The organism is Micromonospora chaiyaphumensis, assembly GCF_900091435.1.
Taxonomy (GTDB): Bacteria; Actinomycetota; Actinomycetes; order Mycobacteriales; family Micromonosporaceae; genus Micromonospora; species Micromonospora chaiyaphumensis.
Window position 1 is genome coordinate 43,873 of record NZ_FMCS01000017.1, and the last position, 16,250, is coordinate 60,122.

Sequence of the window (16,250 nt, forward strand, 5' to 3'; positions counted from 1 at the left end):
CGACAGGGTCACAGACCCGTGGCGGGCTCACCGCCGATACGGCACAAACGGCGGCGGACCGGCGGTCAGCGGCGTCGCTTCGTGCAGACCGGGCCGGTCCGGGCGACGGTGTCGGTGGACCAGACCAGCGCGACGGTGAAGCAGTAGTCGGTGGTGCGGTCGAGGCCGTAGGCGATGTAGTCGACCGAGCCGGCGGGCAGGGTCAGGAAGGTGCGCTGGGGCTGCCCGGAGCGGCCCCCGGCGACCACCACCGGCCCCTCGGCCCCGGCCGGGTAGGTCCAGCTCAGCACGATGCTGTCCCGCCGGTCGGTGAGGGTGAGCCGCCCGGGCGGGGTGCCGGGGGAGGCGGCCGGTGCGGCGCTCGACGGGCCGGCGGTGGGGCCGGCCGAGGAGGCGCGGCCGGTCGGCGCGGGCCCGGGGGTGTCCCGCCGGTCGTCCACCCGGGACACCCCGGCGATCACGGCGATGACGCCGAGCAGCAACGCCACCACCACCCCGGCCACGACCAGCGGCAACCAGGGCGTGGCCCGGCGCTCGGCGGCGGGGGGCCGGGGCACGTGCACCGGCAGGTAGGGCGACGGCGCCTCGGGTCCGCCGCCCCGCACCTCGCGTACGCCCGCGGGTTCGGAGTCGGCCAGCCCGACCACGGTCGGGGGCAGCGCACTCTCGCCGGGCCGCCAGGGTTCCTCGGCCGGCTCGTCCGGCGGCCACGGGTAGTCCGCGAACGCCTCGTCGTCGGCCTCGAGCGGGGTGCGGGGGGTCGGCACGTGGGCGGTCTCGGCCCGGTCCGGCGGGCGGTAGAGCGGCGTCTCGACCGGGTCGTCCAGCGTCGGCGGCTGGTAGGGCGGCAGGTCGGGCGGCCCCTCGGCGGGCGGGGGGACGCTGCCGTGGTGCGTGCCGGGGTCACCGAGGTCGTCCGGCTCGACCGGCCGCCGGGCGGCCGGCACCACCGGAGGCTCGGCCGCGTCGCAGACGTGGTCCGGGTCGGCGGCGGCCCGGGCCAGCCCGGCGACCTGCCCGGCCAGCGGATCGTCGGCGGCCAGGTGCTCCCGGCACAGCTCCTCGGCGAGCGTGAGGTGCTCGTGGGACTCGGCGTAGCGGCCGCAGTCGCGTTCCATGGCGCCGAGCTTGGCCAGCATCTTGATGCCGCTGGGGTGGCCGTCGCCGTAGACCTCGCGGTGCAGCTCCCAGGCGTCCTGCAACCGGTCGCGGGCCACGTCGCACTGGCCGCGGGCGTATTCCACGGTGGCCAGGTCGGCGTGGGCGGCCAGCACCCGCTGCGACTCCGGCCCGTCGCGGGCCGTCAGCTCGATGATGACGTCGGAGTAGAGCCGGGCGGCGCGGGCGTCGCTGCCGACCCGGTGCAGCACCGCGGCCAGGGTCGCGGCGGCGGTGACGGTGCGTTCGTCGGAGCGCCCGAACAGCCGGGTGGTCGCCGCGTACGCGAACGCCGCCCAGCCGCGCGCGGAGTGCGGCTCGCCGAGCGCCACGAGCACCCGGGCCTGGAGGCCGGCGGCCTCGGCCAGCTCGGCGGAGGCGTTGGCGGGGCGGGGATCGGCGTCGCTCAGCGCGTCGGCGAGCAGTCGCTGGGCACCGGCGAGGTCGCCTTCGGACACCAGGTGGTGCGCCTGGACAGTCAGGTCAGCGAAGCCGGAGGACACGCCCCATCGTGCTCATCCGGCGACGGTAAGTACAACCCCCGCAGTGGATCAGTTTGGTCGCGATCCGGTCAGGTGCTCGGCCAGCGTCTCGCTGATCCGCCGCAGCTGGTCCACCTGCGCCGGGCTGAGCGCGTCGAACAGGTGCCGGCGTACCCCGGCGACGTGGCCGGGCGCGGCGGCGGCCAGGGTGGCGAAGCCGTCGTCGGTGAGCACGGCGAGCTGGCCGCGCCGGTCGGTGGGGCACTCCTCCCGGCGGATCCAGCCGGCGGCCTCCAGGCGTGCGGCGGCGTGCGAGAGCCGGCTGCGGGAGGAGCCGGTGGCGTCGGCCAGGTCGCTCATCCGCAGCCGCCGGTCGGGGGCCTCGGAGAGCCGGACCAGGATCTCGTAGTACGCGTGCGGCATCCCGGCGTCGCGTTGCAGCTCGCGGTCGAGGGTGTCCATCAGCGCCCGGGAGGCGGTGAGGAACGCCCGCCAGGTCCGCTGCTCGTCGGGGTCCAGCCACCGGGTCATGACGGCCATCATAGCGCGTGTTGTTGAACGCTCAACCAAATCGCGCTACCGTCGGTGTCATGGGAATCCACCGCCTCAACCACGCCGTCCTCTACGTCCGTGACCTCGACCGCAGCGTCGCCTTCTACCGCGACGTGCTCGGCTTCCGCCCGGTGTCGATGACGCCGGACGGCTTCCGCGGGGCCGCGTTCCTCCAGGCCCCCGACTCCACCAACGACCACGACCTCGGGCTGTTCGAGATCGGCGCGGCCGCCGGTCCCTCCGCCGCGGGCCGGGCCACCGTCGGCCTCTACCACCTCGCCTGGGAGCTGGACACCCTGGACGAGCTGGGTGCCACCGCCGAGCGCCTGGCCGCCGCCGACGCCCTGGTGGGCGCCTCGGACCACGGGACCACCAAGAGCCTCTACGGCCGCGACCCCGACGGGCTGGAGTTCGAGATCGTCTGGATCGTCCCGGCCGACCTGCTCGACGACGCGGCCCTGGCCGCCCGCAAGCGGATCGGCCCGCTCGACCTCGACCGCGAGCGGCAGCGCTACGGCGGCCAGACCCGCGGCGGTGTGGGCATCTCCATTCCCGCCTGACGGCGCATTGCGGTAGAACGGCAGCATGTCGACCGACGCCGTCCTGCGCGAACTGCTCGTCCGGCAACTCGACCACTGGTTGCCCGCCGCGCTGCACCGTGCGCGGCGGGCCACCCTGGCTCTCGCGTACGCCGGGGGCGACGCCGCCGGCGCGGAGGCCGCGCTGCGGGTGGTGGCCGAGTTCGCCGACCGGCTGCGCGGCCGGCGGCTGACCGTGCTGGTGATCGCCGGCGGCGGTGAGGACCTGCCGGCGCGCCTGGGCGCGGCCGAGGCCGCCCTGCCGGCGGACGTCGCCGTGCACGTGGTGCCGGGGCGGCCGGACCGGCTGCCGGTGGCGCTCAAGGCGGCCGGCGCGGCCGGCGCCCCGCTGTTCACCGTGGTCGACGGCGGGGAGCCCGACCGGGCCCTGCTGGCCGCCGCCGCGTCCGGCCGCCCGGCCGAGGTGCTGCTGGTGACCGCGCCCGGCCGGTCGCTGCGCCCGGCGCTCACCGGGGCCGGCTTCCCGCTGGTCACCGAGGTCGAGCTGGTGCCGGCCGACGGCGGGCCGGCCCGGCTGCTCGGCTACGCCACCGGCTCCGACCGCGGCCTGGAAGCGGTCAAGGACGCCCTCTGGGCGGTCGACGAGTACGCCGGGGTGCGCTACCGCGACCCGGCCGACCCGGCGGGGCGGTTGCTCGACATCAGCCTCGACCCGGAACCCGGCCCGCTGCGCCGCGAGCTGCTGGCCGAACTCGCCCGTTCCGGCCCGCGCACGGTGACCGAGCTGCGCCGCTTCGCCGCCACCTCGACGGTCTACCGGGCCGCCGACGCCAACCGGGCGCTCGCCTCGCTGCTCGCCGCCGGCGCGGTGACCCGCGACCCCGGGCACGGCCGCCTCGGCGGCGACGTGCTGATCAGCGCCGCGTCGGGCGGGGCCGCTGGGTCATCTGCCTGACCACGATGGACGCCCCGGTGGCGAGCACCCCGATGCTGAACACCATCTGCGCGCTGACCACCACCCGAGCGATCTGCCCCTCGGCGTTGACGTCGCCGTAGCCGATGGTGGTCAGCGTGGCGAGCGCGAAGTAGAGCGCGTCGATCCGGGTGTGCAGGCCGTGGAACTCACCCGGACGGCTGTTCGCCACCACGTGGTCGGCGAGGGCGAAGACCAGCAGGCCCGCGATCAGGGCGACGGCGAGGCGGAGCAGCGCGCGGGTCTCCGCGTCGCCGGTCGGCTGGGTGGTGGCGAGCTGGCGGCGTACCTGGCCGGTGACCAGGAACGCGACAACGAGCACCAGGACGAGGGTGCCGGCGGAGCGCAGGGCCAGCCGCAGGCCGTTCGGGTCCGGCTCGACGGGGACCACGAAGTAGGCGAGCAGCAGCAGCGCGACGGCCGCCGCGGCCCGCCGCCGCTCCCGCCGGAAGGACTGGTCCGCCACACCGCGATTCTCCGTCGTGACGACGGTCCCGTCGGGGGAACGACGAAGCCCGCCCGGACGCCGAGCGGGGTGCCGGTGAACCACCGGCACCCCGCGCGACCTCGGGACGTCACGCCCGGGACTTGTCCTGCTTCCAGGAGAGCGGCCCCGGCAGGTCCACGCGGTGGGCGCGGGACCGCGAGTTCCACGACCAGCGGCCGATCTTGATGCTCCACGAGGAGAAGCCGTTCTCGGTGAAGTTCAGGATCAGCGGGCCGTACTTCTGTCGCTTGCGGAACACGATGCCCATGGCGGGCTCCTCTCGTCGTCCTCCCTGCGTCTGCGGCATCGAACATGCCCAAAAGGGCGGTTCACGAAACCCGGTCGGATCCGGTCTGGACGGTGCCCGTCCCACCCGTCACAATCTCTATCCAACGGGTAGGTGTTAAGGGGCGGTAAATGCTGGTGGTGACGGGTGGTAACAAAGCCAGCGATGCAAGTCTCACTCTATGGAAGGGCATTGACCGGCGCGGAGAACGGTCGGCAGCATGAGGTCATGTCGCAGCGGGACGAGCTTCTCCTCACCGCTCGCGTGCACGTCGACCTGGTCCGGCACGCGAGCGCGCTCTGTTGAGCTGACCGCTTCCGGTCGTCACCACTTCTCCGCTCGTCCGCTCCCGTCGCCGGCGCATCGTGGCCCGGCCGGCAGCGGCGTGCACTCGCGCCCTCCGCGGGCCCTCGCCACCGCATCGTGGACAGATCAGGAGACCTCTCCATGCCCTCCACCCGTCAGTCGCTTCGGCGTACCCTCGCCGCCGCCGTCACCCTGCTCGCCCTCACCGCCGCCACCGGCTGCGGCGCCGGCGCCGCAGCCGGCGGCAGGCAGACCACCGAGCTGCGCTACCAGGGCTCGGTCGGTCAGGTGACCCTCCCCGAACTCGCCGCCGACCTCGGCTACCTCGGCGACGTGAAGCTCAACTGGATCGGCAACGTGACCGGTGGTCCGGCCGACATCCAGGCCACCGCCACCGGCCAGACCGACTTCGGCGGTGCCTTCAACGGCGCCATCGTCAAGCTCCAGGCCGCCAACGCCCCGATCACCGCCGTGGTCGCCTACTACGGCTCCGACGCGCAGACCTTCCAGGGCTACTACGTCCTCGACGACAGCCCGGTCCACGCCCCCCGCGACCTCATCGGCAAGAAGGTCGGCATGAACACCCTCGGCGCGCACGCCGAGGCGGTGCTCAAGACCTGGCTCACCAAGGGTGGCCTGACCCCCGCCGAGATCGCCAAGGTCGAGCTGGTCGCGCTGCCGCCGGTCAACATCGAGCAGTCGCTGCGGCAGAAGCAGATCGACGTGGCGGTGCTCGGCGGCGTGATCCGCGACAAGGCCGTCGCCGCCGGCGGCGTCCGCACCGTCTTCACCGACTACGAGCTGCTCGGCGCGTTCAGCGGGGGCAGCTACGTCTTCCGGGACGACTTCATCAAGCGCAACCCGGAGACCGTCCGGGCGTTCGTGAGCGGGGTGGGCAGGGCCATCGAGTGGGCCCGCACGCAGCCCCGGCAGACCGTCATCGCCCGGCTGGAGGCCATCATCGCCAAGCGCGGCCGCAACGAGGACCCGTCGCTGGTGACGTACTGGAAGTCCAGCGGCGTCGCCGGCAAGGGCGGTCTGATCAGCGACCGGGAGTTCACCACCTGGATCGACTGGCTGGCCGAGTCCGGCGAGCTCAAGGGGGACCGCCCGAAGCCCGCCGACCTCTACACCAACCGGTTCAACCAGTTCGCCGCCGACGGGGGTGGCGCGTGAGCACCGACAAGATCCTCTTCGACCGGGTGACGAAGGTCTTCCCGAGCCGGCGGGGCGGCGGCGCGGTCACCGCGCTCGACGAGCTGACCCTCGGGGTACGCCCCGGCGAGTTCCTGGTCGTCGTCGGCCCCAGCGGCTGCGGCAAGTCCACCCTTCTCGACCTGCTCGGCGGGCTCGCCGCCCCCAGCGGCGGCCGGGTGCTGGTCGACGGCCGCCCGGTGACCGGGCCCGGCCTGGACCGGGGCATCGTCTTCCAGCAGTACGCGCTGCTGCCCTGGCGCACCGCCGCCGGCAACGTCGCGTTCGGACTGGAGGCCAAGGGCGTGCCGCGCGCCGACCGCGCCGACCTGATCGCCCACCACCTCGAGCTGGTCGGGCTGGCCGGGTTCGCCGACCGCTACCCGCACGAGCTGTCCGGCGGCATGAAGCAGCGGGTGGCCATCGCCCGCAGCCTCGCGTACGACCCGGACGTGCTGCTCATGGACGAGCCGTTCGCGGCGCTCGACGCGCAGACCCGCGACTCGCTCCAGGACGAGCTGGTCCGGATCTGGCAGGCCACCGGCAAGACCGTCGTCTTCATCACCCACGGCATCGACGAGGCCGTCACCCTGGGCCGGCGGGTCGCCGTGATGACCTCCCGCCCCGGGCGGATCAAGGAGGTCATCGACATCGAACTGGGCGACCGGGAGGCGCAGGAGGACCTGCGCTCCACCGACGCGTTCCGCCACCACCGACACCAGATCTGGACGCTGCTGCGCGACGAGGTGCGGGCCGCCCAGTCCGCCGTACGAGAGGAGGCCCGCGTTGGTTGACATCGCCGAACGCCCCGCCCGCCCGGCGGCCCGGCCCGCCGTGCCCGCCGCGGTCCCCGCCGCCGCACCCGCCCTGCCCGGACGGCTGCTCGGGCTCGGCGGCCGGGCCCTGCACCGCAGCGTCGCACTGCTGGCCCTGGCCGCGGTCTGGGAGACCGCACCCCGGGTCGGGCTGGTCGACCGGGTCTTCCTGCCCCCGCTGTCCGAGGTGCTCACCGCCTGGTGGACGCTGCTGCGCACCGGGCAACTCGCCGACCACGTCGGCGCCAGCCTGACCCGCTCGCTCACCGGGCTGGCCCTGGCCGTGGCCGCCGCCATCCCGCTCGGCCTGCTGATCGGCTGGTACCGGCCCCTGGCCGACCTGCTCAGCCCGCTGCTGGAGGTGTTCCGCAACACCGCCGCGCTCGCGCTGCTGCCGGTCTTCGTGCTCATCCTCGGGCTGGGCGAGACCTCCAAGATCGCTCTGGTGGTCTACGCCTGCTCCTGGCCGATCCTGCTGAACACCATCGCCGGGGTGAAGGGCGTGGACCCGCTGCTGGTGCGCTCGGCCCGCTCGATGGGGCTCAACCACCTGCGGCTGTTCCAGAAGGTGATCCTGCCGGCGGCCGTGCCGACCATCTTCACGGGCGTCCGGCTCGCCGGGGCGTACTCGATCCTCGTGCTGGTCGCGGCCGAGATGGTCGGCGCGAAGGCCGGCCTCGGCTACCTCATCAACTACGCGCAGTACAACTTCGCGATCCCCGACATGTACGCCGGGATCATCACGATCTCCGCCATCGGCCTGGTCGTCAACCAGCTCCTCGTCGCCGGGGAACGCCGTTTCTCCACCTGGCGCGTCGACGTCACCGCCTGAGAGGAAACCCCATGTCCCGAACCCTGCACCTCAACGCGTTCCTGATGGGTGTCGGCCACCATGAGGCGGCCTGGCGGCACCCGCGCACCGACCCGCGCCGGGTCGCCGACGTCACGCACTTCCAGGAGCTGGCCCGGATCGCCGAGCGCGGCACCCTCGACTCGGTGTTCCTGGCCGACGGGCTCGCCGTCGGCCCGGCCGTCCGGCACAACATCCAGGCGGTCTTCGAGCCGCTCACCCTGCTGGCCGCGCTGGCGACCGTCACCGAGCACATCGGCCTGATCGCCACCGCGTCCACCACCTACAACGAGCCGTTCAACCTGGCCCGGAAGTTCGCCTCGCTGGACCACCTCAGCGGCGGCCGGGCCGGCTGGAACATCGTCACCTCGGCGCAGGCCCGGGAGGCCCGCAACTTCAACCTGGACGACCACCCGGCGCACGCCGAGCGGTACCGCCGGGCCGCCGAGTTCGTCGACGTGGCGATCAAGCTCTGGGACAGCTGGGAGGACGACGCGCTGGTCCTCGACGCCGCGGCCGGCATCTTCGCCGACACCGACCGGGTGCACGAGATCGCGCACGCCGGCGAGCGGTTCCGGGTGCACGGCCCCCTGAACACCCCCCGCCCGCCGCAGGGCCGGCCGCTGCTGGTGCAGGCCGGCTCGTCCACCGACGGCATCGCGTTCGCGGCCCGCTACGCCGAGGCCGTCTTCACCGCCCAGCAGACCCTCGCCGACGGCCAGGCCTTCTACGCCGAACTGCGGCGGGCCACCGCCGCCGCCGGCCGCGACCCCGACGGGGTGAAGGTGCTGCCCGGTATCGCGCCGGTGATCGGGGGTACGGAGTCCGAAGCCCGTGCCCTCGCCGACGAACTGGAGGCGCTGATCGTGCCCGAGCACGCCCTCGCCCAGCTCTCCGGCATGACCGGTCTCGATCTCACCGGCCTGCCGCTGGACGGGCCGCTGCCCGACCTGCCCGACGTCACCGCGGTGCAGTCCCACCAGAGCCGCTACCAGCTCGTCGTCGACCTGGCCCGGCGGGAGCAGCTCACCATCCGGCAGCTCATCGGCCGGCTCGGCGGCGGCCGCGGGCACCGCGTCGTCGCCGGTACCCCCGAGCAGATCGCCGACCAGATCGAGCTCTGGTTCACCCAGGGCGCCGCCGACGGCTTCAACGTCATGCCACCCCTGCTGCCCCACGGACTGGAGGCCTTCGTGGACCACGTCGTACCGCTGCTGCGCAGGCGCGGGCTGTTCCGGCACGAGTACACCGGCCGCACCCTGCGCGAGCACTACGGGCTGCCCCGCCCGGCCAGCACCTGGGCCGACCGCGAGCTGGTGACCGCGTGACCACCGTGGACCGCCCCGGGGCCGGCACCGTCGAGCTGCGCCCGGTCGACGCCGACACGTTCCGCGGCCTGCTGCGCCGGCAGGCCTCCACGGTCACCGTGGTCACCACCCCCGGCCTGCACGTCGGCCGGCGCCTGCCGTCGCTGCCGCCGGCCGGCTTCACCGCCACCTCGTTCACGTCGGTGTCGCTGGACCCGCCGCTGGTGTCGTTCTGCCTCGGCCGCGAGTCGTCGAGCTGGCCGACCGTGGAACGGGCCGAGCACGTGGCCGTGCACCTGCTCGCCTCCGGGCAGCAGGAGGTCGCCAGGATCTTCGCCACCAGCGGCATCGACCGGTTCGCCGCCCACCCCGGCTGGGAGGCCGGCCCGTTCGGGGTGCCGCTCATCGCCGACGCCCTGGCCGTGCTGCTCTGCCGGGTGGTCCGCCGGGTCGAGGCCGGCGACCACACCCTCGTGCTCGCCGAACCCCTGGCGCTCGGCGCGGGCGAGGACGGTGACCCGCTGGTGCACCACCGCGGCGGCTACACCACCACGCTCGGCGCCTGGCCGGAGACGTGGTGAGCGCGGCCGCCACCGACCTGCTCGCGCTCGACCGGGCCGCCCAGGACCTGCTGTTCCGGGCGGCCCGCACGGCCAACACGTTCACCGACGAACCGGTCGACGAGGAGCAGGTGCGGGCCATCCACGACCTGGTCCGCACCGGCCCGACCGCGATGAACGCCCAGCCGCTGCGGGTGCTGCTGCTGCGCTCGGCGGCGGCCCGGGCCCGGCTGCTGCCGTACCTCAGCGCCGGCAACCGGGACAAGACGGCGAGCGCGCCGCTGACCGCGGTGCTCGCCGCCGACGTCGACTGGCACGACCGGCTGCCCGAGCTGTTCCCGCACCGGCCCGGCGCGCGGGACTGGTTCACCGGCGACCCGGCCGGCCGGGAGGCCCAGGCCCGGCTCAACGCCGCGCTCCAGATCGGCTACCTGCTCATCGGGGTACGCGCCGCCGGGCTGGCCGCCGGCCCGATGGCCGGGTTCGACACGGCCGGGGTGGAGCGGGAGTTCTTCCCGGACGGCCGGCACCGGGTGCTGCTGCTCATGAACATCGGCCGGCCGGGGCCGGACGCCTGGCGGGAGCGGCTGCCCCGGCTCGACTACGCCGAGGTGGTCCGCACCCTCTGAGGCGTCAGCGGGGCTCCCAGGCGTCGGGGCGGGCGATCAGCTTGCGCACGTGGCCGGGGAGCTTCCCGCTGGCCATCTCGGCCAGGCTCACCTCGTCGACCACCTGCCGGACGGCGGCGCGGACGGCCACCCAGAGGCGGGGCAGGTTCTCGGCCGCGCCCTCGTACTGCGTCTCCTCGGGGCGCAGCCCGCGGACCCCGGCGAGGGGGCCGTCGACGGCGCGCAGGATCTGCCCGATGGTGACGTCCCGCGGCGGCCGGGCCAGGGTGTAGCCGCCCTCGGCGCCGCGCTGGGCGCGGACGATCCCGGCCCGGCGCAGGTCCGCGAGGACCGCCTCGAGGAACTTGCGGGGCATGTCCTGCTCGGCCGCGATGGCCTGGGTGGACAGCAGGGTGGGGTACGCGGTCGCCAGGCTCAGGGCCGCCCGGACCGCGTAGTCACCGCGCGCGGAGATCTGCACAGTGCCATCATGCCCGGCCGGCGGGCGCGGGGGAGTCGGCGGGAGGGCGAGGGCGCACCATGCGGACGGGCAGGGGTTGCTCCCGGGCGGCCCGGAACGCCCCCGGGCTCACCCCGACCTCGCGGGTGAAGAAGCGACCGAAGTTGGTCGGCTCGGGGAAGCCGAGCCGCCGGCCGATCCGGGCGATCGGCTCGTCGGTGGCGGCGAGCAGCCGGCTGGCCTGCAACGCCACCCGCTCGTCGATCACCTGCTTGGCGCTGCGGCCGGTCACCGCCAGGCAGGCCCGGGTCAGGGTACGCACCGAGCAGCCGAGCTGGGCGGCGTAGTCCTCCACCCGGCGGGTGTGCCGGTAGCCGCGCTCGACCTCCCGGCACAGCCGCCGGAAGGTCTCCGTCTCGGCCCGCGGCGTCTCCCGCTCCCCGGCGGCCGGCAGCAGGCTCAGCCGCAGCAGCAGCACGGCGAGCTGGTGGCGCAGCAGCGCCGCCGCGGCCGGGACACCGGCGTGCCGGCCGGCGTCGACCGCCAGCTGGGTCACCTCGCTGATCACCGCGTCCTCGTCCTCGCCGGCGAGCTGCCGGTAGGCCGGCACCGCGTCCGGGTCGACGTCCAGGCCGCGCAGCGTCTCCGGGCCCCAGCGCACCAACGTCGCGTCGAGCTGCGGGCCGAGGCACCGCAGCACCTGACCGGGGCGGGCCCGCAGCAGCGTGCCCGGGCGGCAGGGCAGCGCGCGGAAATCCAGCTCGGCGCTGCCGTGACCGTGGGTGACCAGGATCAGCAGGTCGGCGTCGAGGAGGACGGGCCGGGACCAGCCGGACGCGCGTGCCAGGTCGGCGAGCGCACCGGTGACGATCCCGTCGGCGTCGACGCGCGGCGTCGACCGGTCGGTGCGGGTGGCCGGGGAGGGCTGACCGGTAGTGACCATCGTCCCGACGGTAACCGGCCGGTGCGCACCTTGCATCTCGACGGTTTCGGCCGGTCTTGTCGGCACTGAGCTGGGACGGTTAGGTTACCGATCGGTAGTGCCCGGGTCGCCCGACCGGCCCGCGGCCCCGCACACCGGCGATGGGATGGGCATGACGGATCTGTTCTCGGTCGAAGGCAAGACGGTGCTGGTCACCGGCGGCTCACGGGGGATCGGCCTGATGATCGCCCAGGGCTTCGTCCGGGCCGGCGCCAAGGTCATCATCTCCTCGCGCAAGGCCGACGTCTGCGAGGCCGTGGCCGAGGAACTCTCCGCCGAGGGGCACTGCGAGGCGATCCCCGCCGACCTGGGCCACGACGAGGGTGCGATCGGGCTGGCGCAGGCCGTGCGGGAGCGCACCGACCGGCTCGACGTCCTCGTGAACAATGCCGGCGCCACCTGGGGCGCGCCGCTGGAGGCGTACCCGGAGGCCGCGTTCGACAAGCTCTGGGCGGTCAACGTCAAGGCCGTCTTCCGGCTCACCACCGCGCTGCTGCCCGCACTGCGCGCAGCCGCCGGCCCCGACGACCCGGCCCGCGTGATCAACATCGGCTCGATCGACGGGATCCGGGTGCCGTGGATGGAGGTGTACGCCTACTCGGCGACCAAGGCGGCCGTGCACATGCTGACCCGCAGCCTCGCCCACCAGCTCGCCGGCGAGCAGATCACGGTCAACGCGATCGCGCCGGGGCCGTTCGAGAGCAAGATGATGGCGTTCGCGCTGGACGACCCGGCCTCCCGGTCGGCCATCGAGCAGCAGGTGCCGCTGGGCCGGATCGGGCGCCCCGAGGACATGGCGGGCACGGCGATCTACCTGTCGTCGCGCGCGGGCGCGTACCTGACCGGGGCGGTCATCCCGGTCGACGGTGGGATCACCACGCACGGCTGACGCGTACCCCTGATTCGACGGCCCGGGGCCGCGCGGACTCGGCAGATCCGCGCGGCCCCGGGTGTGTCGTGTCAGCGGCCGGCGAGCAGCCGGTTCACCGCGGTGTCGACGTCCAGGTGCTCGGCCTCGCGGCCGCGCGGGACGACGACGTAGGTCCGGCGCAGGAAGCGCACCAGCACGCTGCGCGGGACCTCGAAGAGGGCGTTGCCGTCCGGCGACGACAGCGCGAGCGCGACGAAGTCGCCGCGCGGGGTGGCCCACGGCCAGACCCGGACATCGCCGATGCCGGCCGGCTCGTCGAGGCCGGTGACCAGCAGTTCGCGGGCGAACGACCAGCTCACCGCCTCGCCGCCGGCGGATTCGGCGTGGAACAGGACATGGACCGCATACGGGTCAGCAGGGTCGTAACGCAGACTGGCACGCACCGGCAAGGCGGTGGCGTCAGGCGCGACGAGCCTTAGCGACGTCTCGACCTCTACGGTCGTCGGTCGAATGACACTCATGGACGTTCTCCCCCCGGCACCGCTGCGGAACGCGCGTGTCCCGCTTTTCCCATACTCAGGTGCTGCTCCTGGCTACGCTCCGCCATACGCTGACTTCACCCAGTGGTGGGAAGGGGGTCGGAAAGCCTCCAAGAACGTGAAAATTCTTGTAGGATTTCCGCTTCCGCCCGATCCGCCATCCCGCCCGGCAACGGGTGGTTCAGTCGTCGACTTACTCCGGTAACGTCCAGTCCTCAGCAGGGGTGACGGTCCCGGGCGACACTGGGGGTGGAAATGGTCACGAGGGGTTCCTCGGTGGAAGCGAGGACCACGGCCGGCCCACCGAAAGGTGCGGCCCGAGCAGCCAAAAGTCGGGGGTACGGGGTGCCTGTCGAAGGGGGTCCGGGGACCGCTCTCGCCCAGCGGCGCCGCGGCGGTTGGCGCGGCCGCGTGCACACCACCCTCGAACTGATCCGGGCCAACCCCACCGGCCGCATCGCCCTCAAGGTCTTCATCGGCCTGCTCGGCGCCATCGTCGTCACCGTCGGCCTCGCCCTGATCCCGCTGCCCGGCCCCGGCTGGCTGCTCGTGATCGCCGGCCTCGGCGTCTGGGCCGTCGAGTTCCACTGGGCCCGCCGGCTGCTCGCCTTCACCCGCCGCCACGTCAACGCGTGGACGCGCTGGGTGACCAGCCGGTCGCTGCCGGTCCGCTGCGCCCTGGGCGCCGTCGGGCTGGTGTTCGTGTCGGTCGTGGTGTGGCTGTCGCTCAAGTTCAGCCTCGGGATCGACCTCGTGGCGAGGGCGATGCACTACCTCGCGACGCACTGAGACCCGGTTTTTGGTCCGGGGTCTCGATCAGGTAGAGTCATCGGCGCTGAGGGCGATTAGCTCAGCGGGAGAGCGCTTCGTTCACACCGAAGAGGTCACTGGTTCGATCCCAGTATCGCCCACCATAGATATTCCCAGGTAGGAAGCCCGTCACCGGTTCGGTCGGTAACGGGCTTCCGCGCTGTTGCCCCTTAGATTGGGAGCAGATTGGGAGCAGGCGGTCCGGCTTAGGTGTCCCACCGCCGTCGGCCGCCCGGCGGCGGTACTGGTTACCGTTCCCGACCGCGCCGCCGGCTGATCGTGAAGCCGCAGGTGCCGCGACCGGCAGCCGCCTGACGACAGGGCGGCCCGCTCTGGCTCACCGGCGTGACTGGCGGCCGTCGGTCCGGTGGGCCGCCCACTCGCCGGTCCACATCGCGAGGTCGTGTACCCAGCCCTGGGTGCTCTGCCGGGACTTCGCCGACCACTTCGATGCGTTCCTGGACGCGAAGTGGTCCAAGACCTCGCGGTCAGTCGCCGTCCATGCGGGAAACTGTGCTAGCCATTCTTCTGCCTGTTCGGCGCTGTGGCCGCTGCCGATCAGCCACTGGACGAGCAACGCGAGTTCGACCCATGGTGCGGCCTTGGTTGCCCACGCCCAATCGACGATCCGTAGGCCGTGTGTGGTCACGATCAGGTTGGCCGGGTTGAGGTCGGAGTGGATGAGTGTCTCGCCGTCCATCGCCGGGTGCGCGAAGCCGAGCCGGGCTGTCGGGGTGAACCATGGCTCGCCTGGCGCGGGAGTCTCCTGAAGTGCCTTCAGCGTGACTGCGAGCAGATCGAGATCCGCGTTGCCGGGTGACAGGTCGGGGTGGGGACCGGCAAGATGCTCGGTCCCCACCACCAGCCAGCCATGGGACTCGAAGTGCCACAGAACTGCGGGTGGGTGCCGGTCGATGGCCCGGGTTGCCGCCAGCTCGTAGCGCAGTGACCGAACGTTCAACTCTCCCAAGGCCGCCTTGACGAAGACCGGTCCGGCGGGCCCGGTGACCGTCGAGGCGATCTGCGCGTGGTTGCCACTGGGAGCCGGGGTTACGTCGAAGGCTCCGCCGATCCGTTCGGCGATCTCTGTCGTGACACTGTGAGGCAGAGCGGTCCAGTCGCTACGCATCGTTCTCTTCTCTGCTACTTGCCGGGCTGAGGCGGGTTCGGCGGGCAGCAGGACTCGGCCTCACCACCCCAGAATTCCATGTCGACCCGGTAGCCGGTGTTGTGCAGCGCCGTGAGTGTGTAGGTGACGGCGGTGCCGTCCTGCATGGCCTCGGTCAGGATCGGCCGGTGGTGTACGTAGCGGCCCGCGATCTCCTTGCAGGCGGCGGTGTAGGGCTTACTGATCTGCCTGAGTCGGTGCCATTGCGGCGGCTCTCGCGTCCTGGATTGCCGCATTGCTGACCGTCAGGGCCTGCAGCAGTCGCTCGTGAGCGGCGTTTGGCATGCCCCGGTCTGCCATACCAGATGTCTGCAGGATTTCGGCCAGCTTGGCTCTCGACGAGGCGTCGACGACGGTGAGGACGTCGCGGTGGTGCAGTAGGTCACGGGCAATGTAGGCGTCATCGGAGGTGAGGGCCTGATTGATCAGATCTGCGGCGAGGCACCGTACGTCAGGATGGTCCACGCCGACAGCGTCAAGGACGGTGAGCCCGAGGCGGTTGTGAAAGACCGCACGACTGGGTGCGGACGTTAGCTGCCGATGACTGCGAAGCAGCTCGCCGAGCGCCATCCCTTCCGATTCGCCGGCCCCCTTGTTGCATAAGTAGGCCAGGCATAAGGTGACCGCTTCCTCCCATGGCTCCCCAGCGACGGTCTCGGCGATGAGCGAGCGCGCGCGTTCGATCTGGCCGGTGGTGGCGTGGGCGATGACCGCGACTTGGCGTCCGTCGAGCATCCGGTGCCCGATGCCATTGTTCTGCTGGAGGTGGTAGTGGGCTTCTCTCCAACGGCCGGCGGTGGTGAGTGCTCGAGCACCGTCGGCGAGGAGCACGGCCCACAGCCATTGCCGCACTTGACGATGGTCGTCCGCCGCTCGGGTTAGTCGGCTCGCCGGCAGGGGTTGGCCGTCGATCAGGGTGTCGGTGCGGGATGAGACAGCCTGGTAAAGATCGGTGAGGAGCCCGAGTGCGGCGTCGCCATTGCCGTCTCTGGTGTGCAGGCGGGCCAGGTTGACCAGTGGCTCCAGGGCATGCCGCGCGGCCTGCGCGGCCAAGGGGAGGGTTCGCAGGTACGCGGCCGCATGCTGGTGGCACCACAGTCGGGCCAGCTCGGGCTGGCCACAGTCCGAGGCTATTAGCGCGGCCTGGTTGTAGACGGCAGACGCCGCGGCCAGATCGCTCGCCCGAGCCGCACGGTCGGCGAGGGCGCAGAGGTCGTTGACGCGGATGCTCAGCGCCTTGGCGGCGGGCCGCGGTCGAGCCACGAGGGGAAAGCGCCGCAGGGCCTGGCTGGTCGGGTCCATC

Annotated in this window: 21 protein-coding genes and 1 tRNA gene; 12 read left to right on the forward strand and 10 right to left on the reverse strand. The window is 73.0% G+C overall.

Annotated features, from left to right (window positions below):
• Nucleotides 1-65 precede the first annotated feature (65 nt).
• Complete coding sequence (locus tag GA0070214_RS30580) at nucleotides 66-1,661, reverse strand: tetratricopeptide repeat protein (RefSeq protein WP_091270005.1); 1,596 nt, start codon at nucleotides 1,659-1,661, stop codon at nucleotides 66-68.
• A 48-nt stretch (nucleotides 1,662-1,709) separates the two neighbouring features.
• Nucleotides 1,710-2,180, reverse strand: a complete 471-nt coding sequence (locus GA0070214_RS30585; RefSeq protein WP_091270047.1) for a MarR family winged helix-turn-helix transcriptional regulator — start codon at nucleotides 2,178-2,180, stop codon at nucleotides 1,710-1,712.
• A gap of 50 nt (nucleotides 2,181-2,230) precedes the next feature.
• On the opposite strand from GA0070214_RS30585, the gene GA0070214_RS30590 reads away from it, so the two are divergent.
• Nucleotides 2,231-2,752, forward strand: a complete 522-nt coding sequence (locus GA0070214_RS30590) for a VOC family protein (protein ID WP_091270006.1) — start codon at nucleotides 2,231-2,233, stop codon at nucleotides 2,750-2,752.
• A gap of 25 nt (nucleotides 2,753-2,777) precedes the next feature.
• On the forward strand, nucleotides 2,778-3,686 hold the full coding sequence (locus tag GA0070214_RS30595; RefSeq protein ID WP_091270007.1) for a hypothetical protein: 909 nt from the start codon (nucleotides 2,778-2,780) through the stop codon (nucleotides 3,684-3,686).
• Here the strand turns inward: GA0070214_RS30595 and GA0070214_RS30600 are convergent.
• The gene (locus GA0070214_RS30600) at nucleotides 3,646-4,170 is read right to left on the reverse strand and encodes a potassium channel family protein (protein ID WP_091270008.1); all 525 of its coding nucleotides are present in this window, start codon (nucleotides 4,168-4,170) and stop codon (nucleotides 3,646-3,648) included. The two genes, GA0070214_RS30595 and GA0070214_RS30600, sit on opposite strands and share 41 nt — an antisense overlap.
• Nucleotides 4,171-4,279: 109 nt before the next feature.
• Nucleotides 4,280-4,459, reverse strand: coding sequence for a DUF4236 domain-containing protein (locus tag GA0070214_RS30605; protein WP_091270009.1), 180 nt, complete (start codon nucleotides 4,457-4,459; stop codon nucleotides 4,280-4,282).
• A 246-nt stretch (nucleotides 4,460-4,705) separates the two neighbouring features.
• Between GA0070214_RS30605 and GA0070214_RS33090 the strand changes: the two genes are divergently transcribed.
• The 7 genes from GA0070214_RS33090 (at nucleotide 4,706) to GA0070214_RS30635 (ending at nucleotide 10,138) form a co-directional block, all read left to right on the forward strand.
• Nucleotides 4,706-4,783 carry a putative leader peptide gene (locus GA0070214_RS33090; protein ID WP_349881247.1) on the forward strand — a complete coding sequence of 26 codons (78 nt, stop codon included), beginning with the start codon at nucleotides 4,706-4,708 and terminating at the stop codon, nucleotides 4,781-4,783.
• A 141-nt stretch (nucleotides 4,784-4,924) separates the two neighbouring features.
• Nucleotides 4,925-5,959: an ABC transporter substrate-binding protein gene (locus GA0070214_RS30610; RefSeq protein ID WP_091270010.1), complete on the forward strand. Its 1,035-nt coding sequence runs from the start codon at nucleotides 4,925-4,927 to the stop codon at nucleotides 5,957-5,959.
• Nucleotides 5,956-6,771 (forward strand): ABC transporter ATP-binding protein, encoded by an 816-nt coding sequence (locus GA0070214_RS30615; RefSeq protein ID WP_091270011.1) that lies wholly within the window; start codon nucleotides 5,956-5,958, stop codon nucleotides 6,769-6,771. Before GA0070214_RS30610 ends, GA0070214_RS30615 begins: the two co-directional genes overlap by 4 nt.
• Complete coding sequence (locus GA0070214_RS30620; RefSeq protein ID WP_091270012.1) at nucleotides 6,764-7,624, forward strand: ABC transporter permease; 861 nt, start codon at nucleotides 6,764-6,766, stop codon at nucleotides 7,622-7,624. The genes GA0070214_RS30615 and GA0070214_RS30620 overlap by 8 nt, the downstream gene beginning before the upstream one ends.
• Nucleotides 7,625-7,635: 11 nt before the next feature.
• Nucleotides 7,636-8,970, forward strand: coding sequence for an LLM class flavin-dependent oxidoreductase (locus GA0070214_RS30625; RefSeq protein ID WP_091270013.1), 1,335 nt, complete (start codon nucleotides 7,636-7,638; stop codon nucleotides 8,968-8,970).
• Nucleotides 8,967-9,530, forward strand: a complete 564-nt coding sequence (locus GA0070214_RS30630; protein WP_091270014.1) for a flavin reductase family protein — start codon at nucleotides 8,967-8,969, stop codon at nucleotides 9,528-9,530. Before GA0070214_RS30625 ends, GA0070214_RS30630 begins: the two co-directional genes overlap by 4 nt.
• On the forward strand, nucleotides 9,527-10,138 hold the full coding sequence (locus GA0070214_RS30635; protein WP_091270015.1) for a malonic semialdehyde reductase: 612 nt from the start codon (nucleotides 9,527-9,529) through the stop codon (nucleotides 10,136-10,138). The genes GA0070214_RS30630 and GA0070214_RS30635 overlap by 4 nt, the downstream gene beginning before the upstream one ends.
• 4 nt (nucleotides 10,139-10,142) lie before the next feature.
• On the opposite strand, the gene GA0070214_RS30640 is transcribed toward GA0070214_RS30635, so the two are convergent.
• Both GA0070214_RS30640 and GA0070214_RS30645 read right to left on the reverse strand, forming a co-directional pair.
• Nucleotides 10,143-10,598, reverse strand: coding sequence for an RrF2 family transcriptional regulator (locus GA0070214_RS30640; protein WP_091270016.1), 456 nt, complete (start codon nucleotides 10,596-10,598; stop codon nucleotides 10,143-10,145).
• A gap of 7 nt (nucleotides 10,599-10,605) precedes the next feature.
• On the reverse strand, nucleotides 10,606-11,520 hold the full coding sequence (locus tag GA0070214_RS30645) for a helix-turn-helix transcriptional regulator (RefSeq protein WP_091270017.1): 915 nt from the start codon (nucleotides 11,518-11,520) through the stop codon (nucleotides 10,606-10,608).
• Between the two features lie 151 nt (nucleotides 11,521-11,671).
• On the opposite strand from GA0070214_RS30645, the gene GA0070214_RS30650 reads away from it, so the two are divergent.
• Nucleotides 11,672-12,448: a glucose 1-dehydrogenase gene (locus tag GA0070214_RS30650; protein ID WP_091270048.1), complete on the forward strand. Its 777-nt coding sequence runs from the start codon at nucleotides 11,672-11,674 to the stop codon at nucleotides 12,446-12,448.
• A 71-nt stretch (nucleotides 12,449-12,519) separates the two neighbouring features.
• Here GA0070214_RS30650 and GA0070214_RS30655 read toward each other — a convergent pair whose 3' ends face one another.
• A complete protein-coding gene (locus tag GA0070214_RS30655; RefSeq protein WP_007457244.1) occupies nucleotides 12,520-12,951 on the reverse strand; it encodes an SsgA family sporulation/cell division regulator in 432 nt (143 codons plus the stop codon).
• A 294-nt stretch (nucleotides 12,952-13,245) separates the two neighbouring features.
• On the opposite strand from GA0070214_RS30655, the gene GA0070214_RS30660 reads away from it, so the two are divergent.
• Entirely contained in the window at nucleotides 13,246-13,758 is a 513-nt protein-coding gene (locus tag GA0070214_RS30660; RefSeq protein ID WP_377462406.1) for a TIGR02611 family protein, read from the forward strand.
• A 50-nt stretch (nucleotides 13,759-13,808) separates the two neighbouring features.
• A tRNA-Val gene (locus tag GA0070214_RS30665) sits at nucleotides 13,809-13,883 on the forward strand.
• Between the two features lie 233 nt (nucleotides 13,884-14,116).
• On the opposite strand, the gene GA0070214_RS30670 is transcribed toward GA0070214_RS30665, so the two are convergent.
• The 3 genes from GA0070214_RS30670 to GA0070214_RS30680 all read right to left on the reverse strand — a co-directional run bounded on the left by GA0070214_RS30670 (nucleotide 14,117) and on the right by GA0070214_RS30680 (nucleotide 16,249).
• Nucleotides 14,117-14,908, reverse strand: a complete 792-nt coding sequence (locus GA0070214_RS30670; protein WP_091270019.1) for a phosphotransferase family protein — start codon at nucleotides 14,906-14,908, stop codon at nucleotides 14,117-14,119.
• A 14-nt stretch (nucleotides 14,909-14,922) separates the two neighbouring features.
• Nucleotides 14,923-15,054: a hypothetical protein gene (locus GA0070214_RS32890; RefSeq protein ID WP_279615684.1), complete on the reverse strand. Its 132-nt coding sequence runs from the start codon at nucleotides 15,052-15,054 to the stop codon at nucleotides 14,923-14,925.
• Between the two features lie 70 nt (nucleotides 15,055-15,124).
• Nucleotides 15,125-16,249 carry a hypothetical protein gene (locus GA0070214_RS30680; protein ID WP_091270021.1) on the reverse strand — a complete coding sequence of 375 codons (1,125 nt, stop codon included), beginning with the start codon at nucleotides 16,247-16,249 and terminating at the stop codon, nucleotides 15,125-15,127.
• Nucleotide 16,250 lies beyond the last annotated feature (1 nt).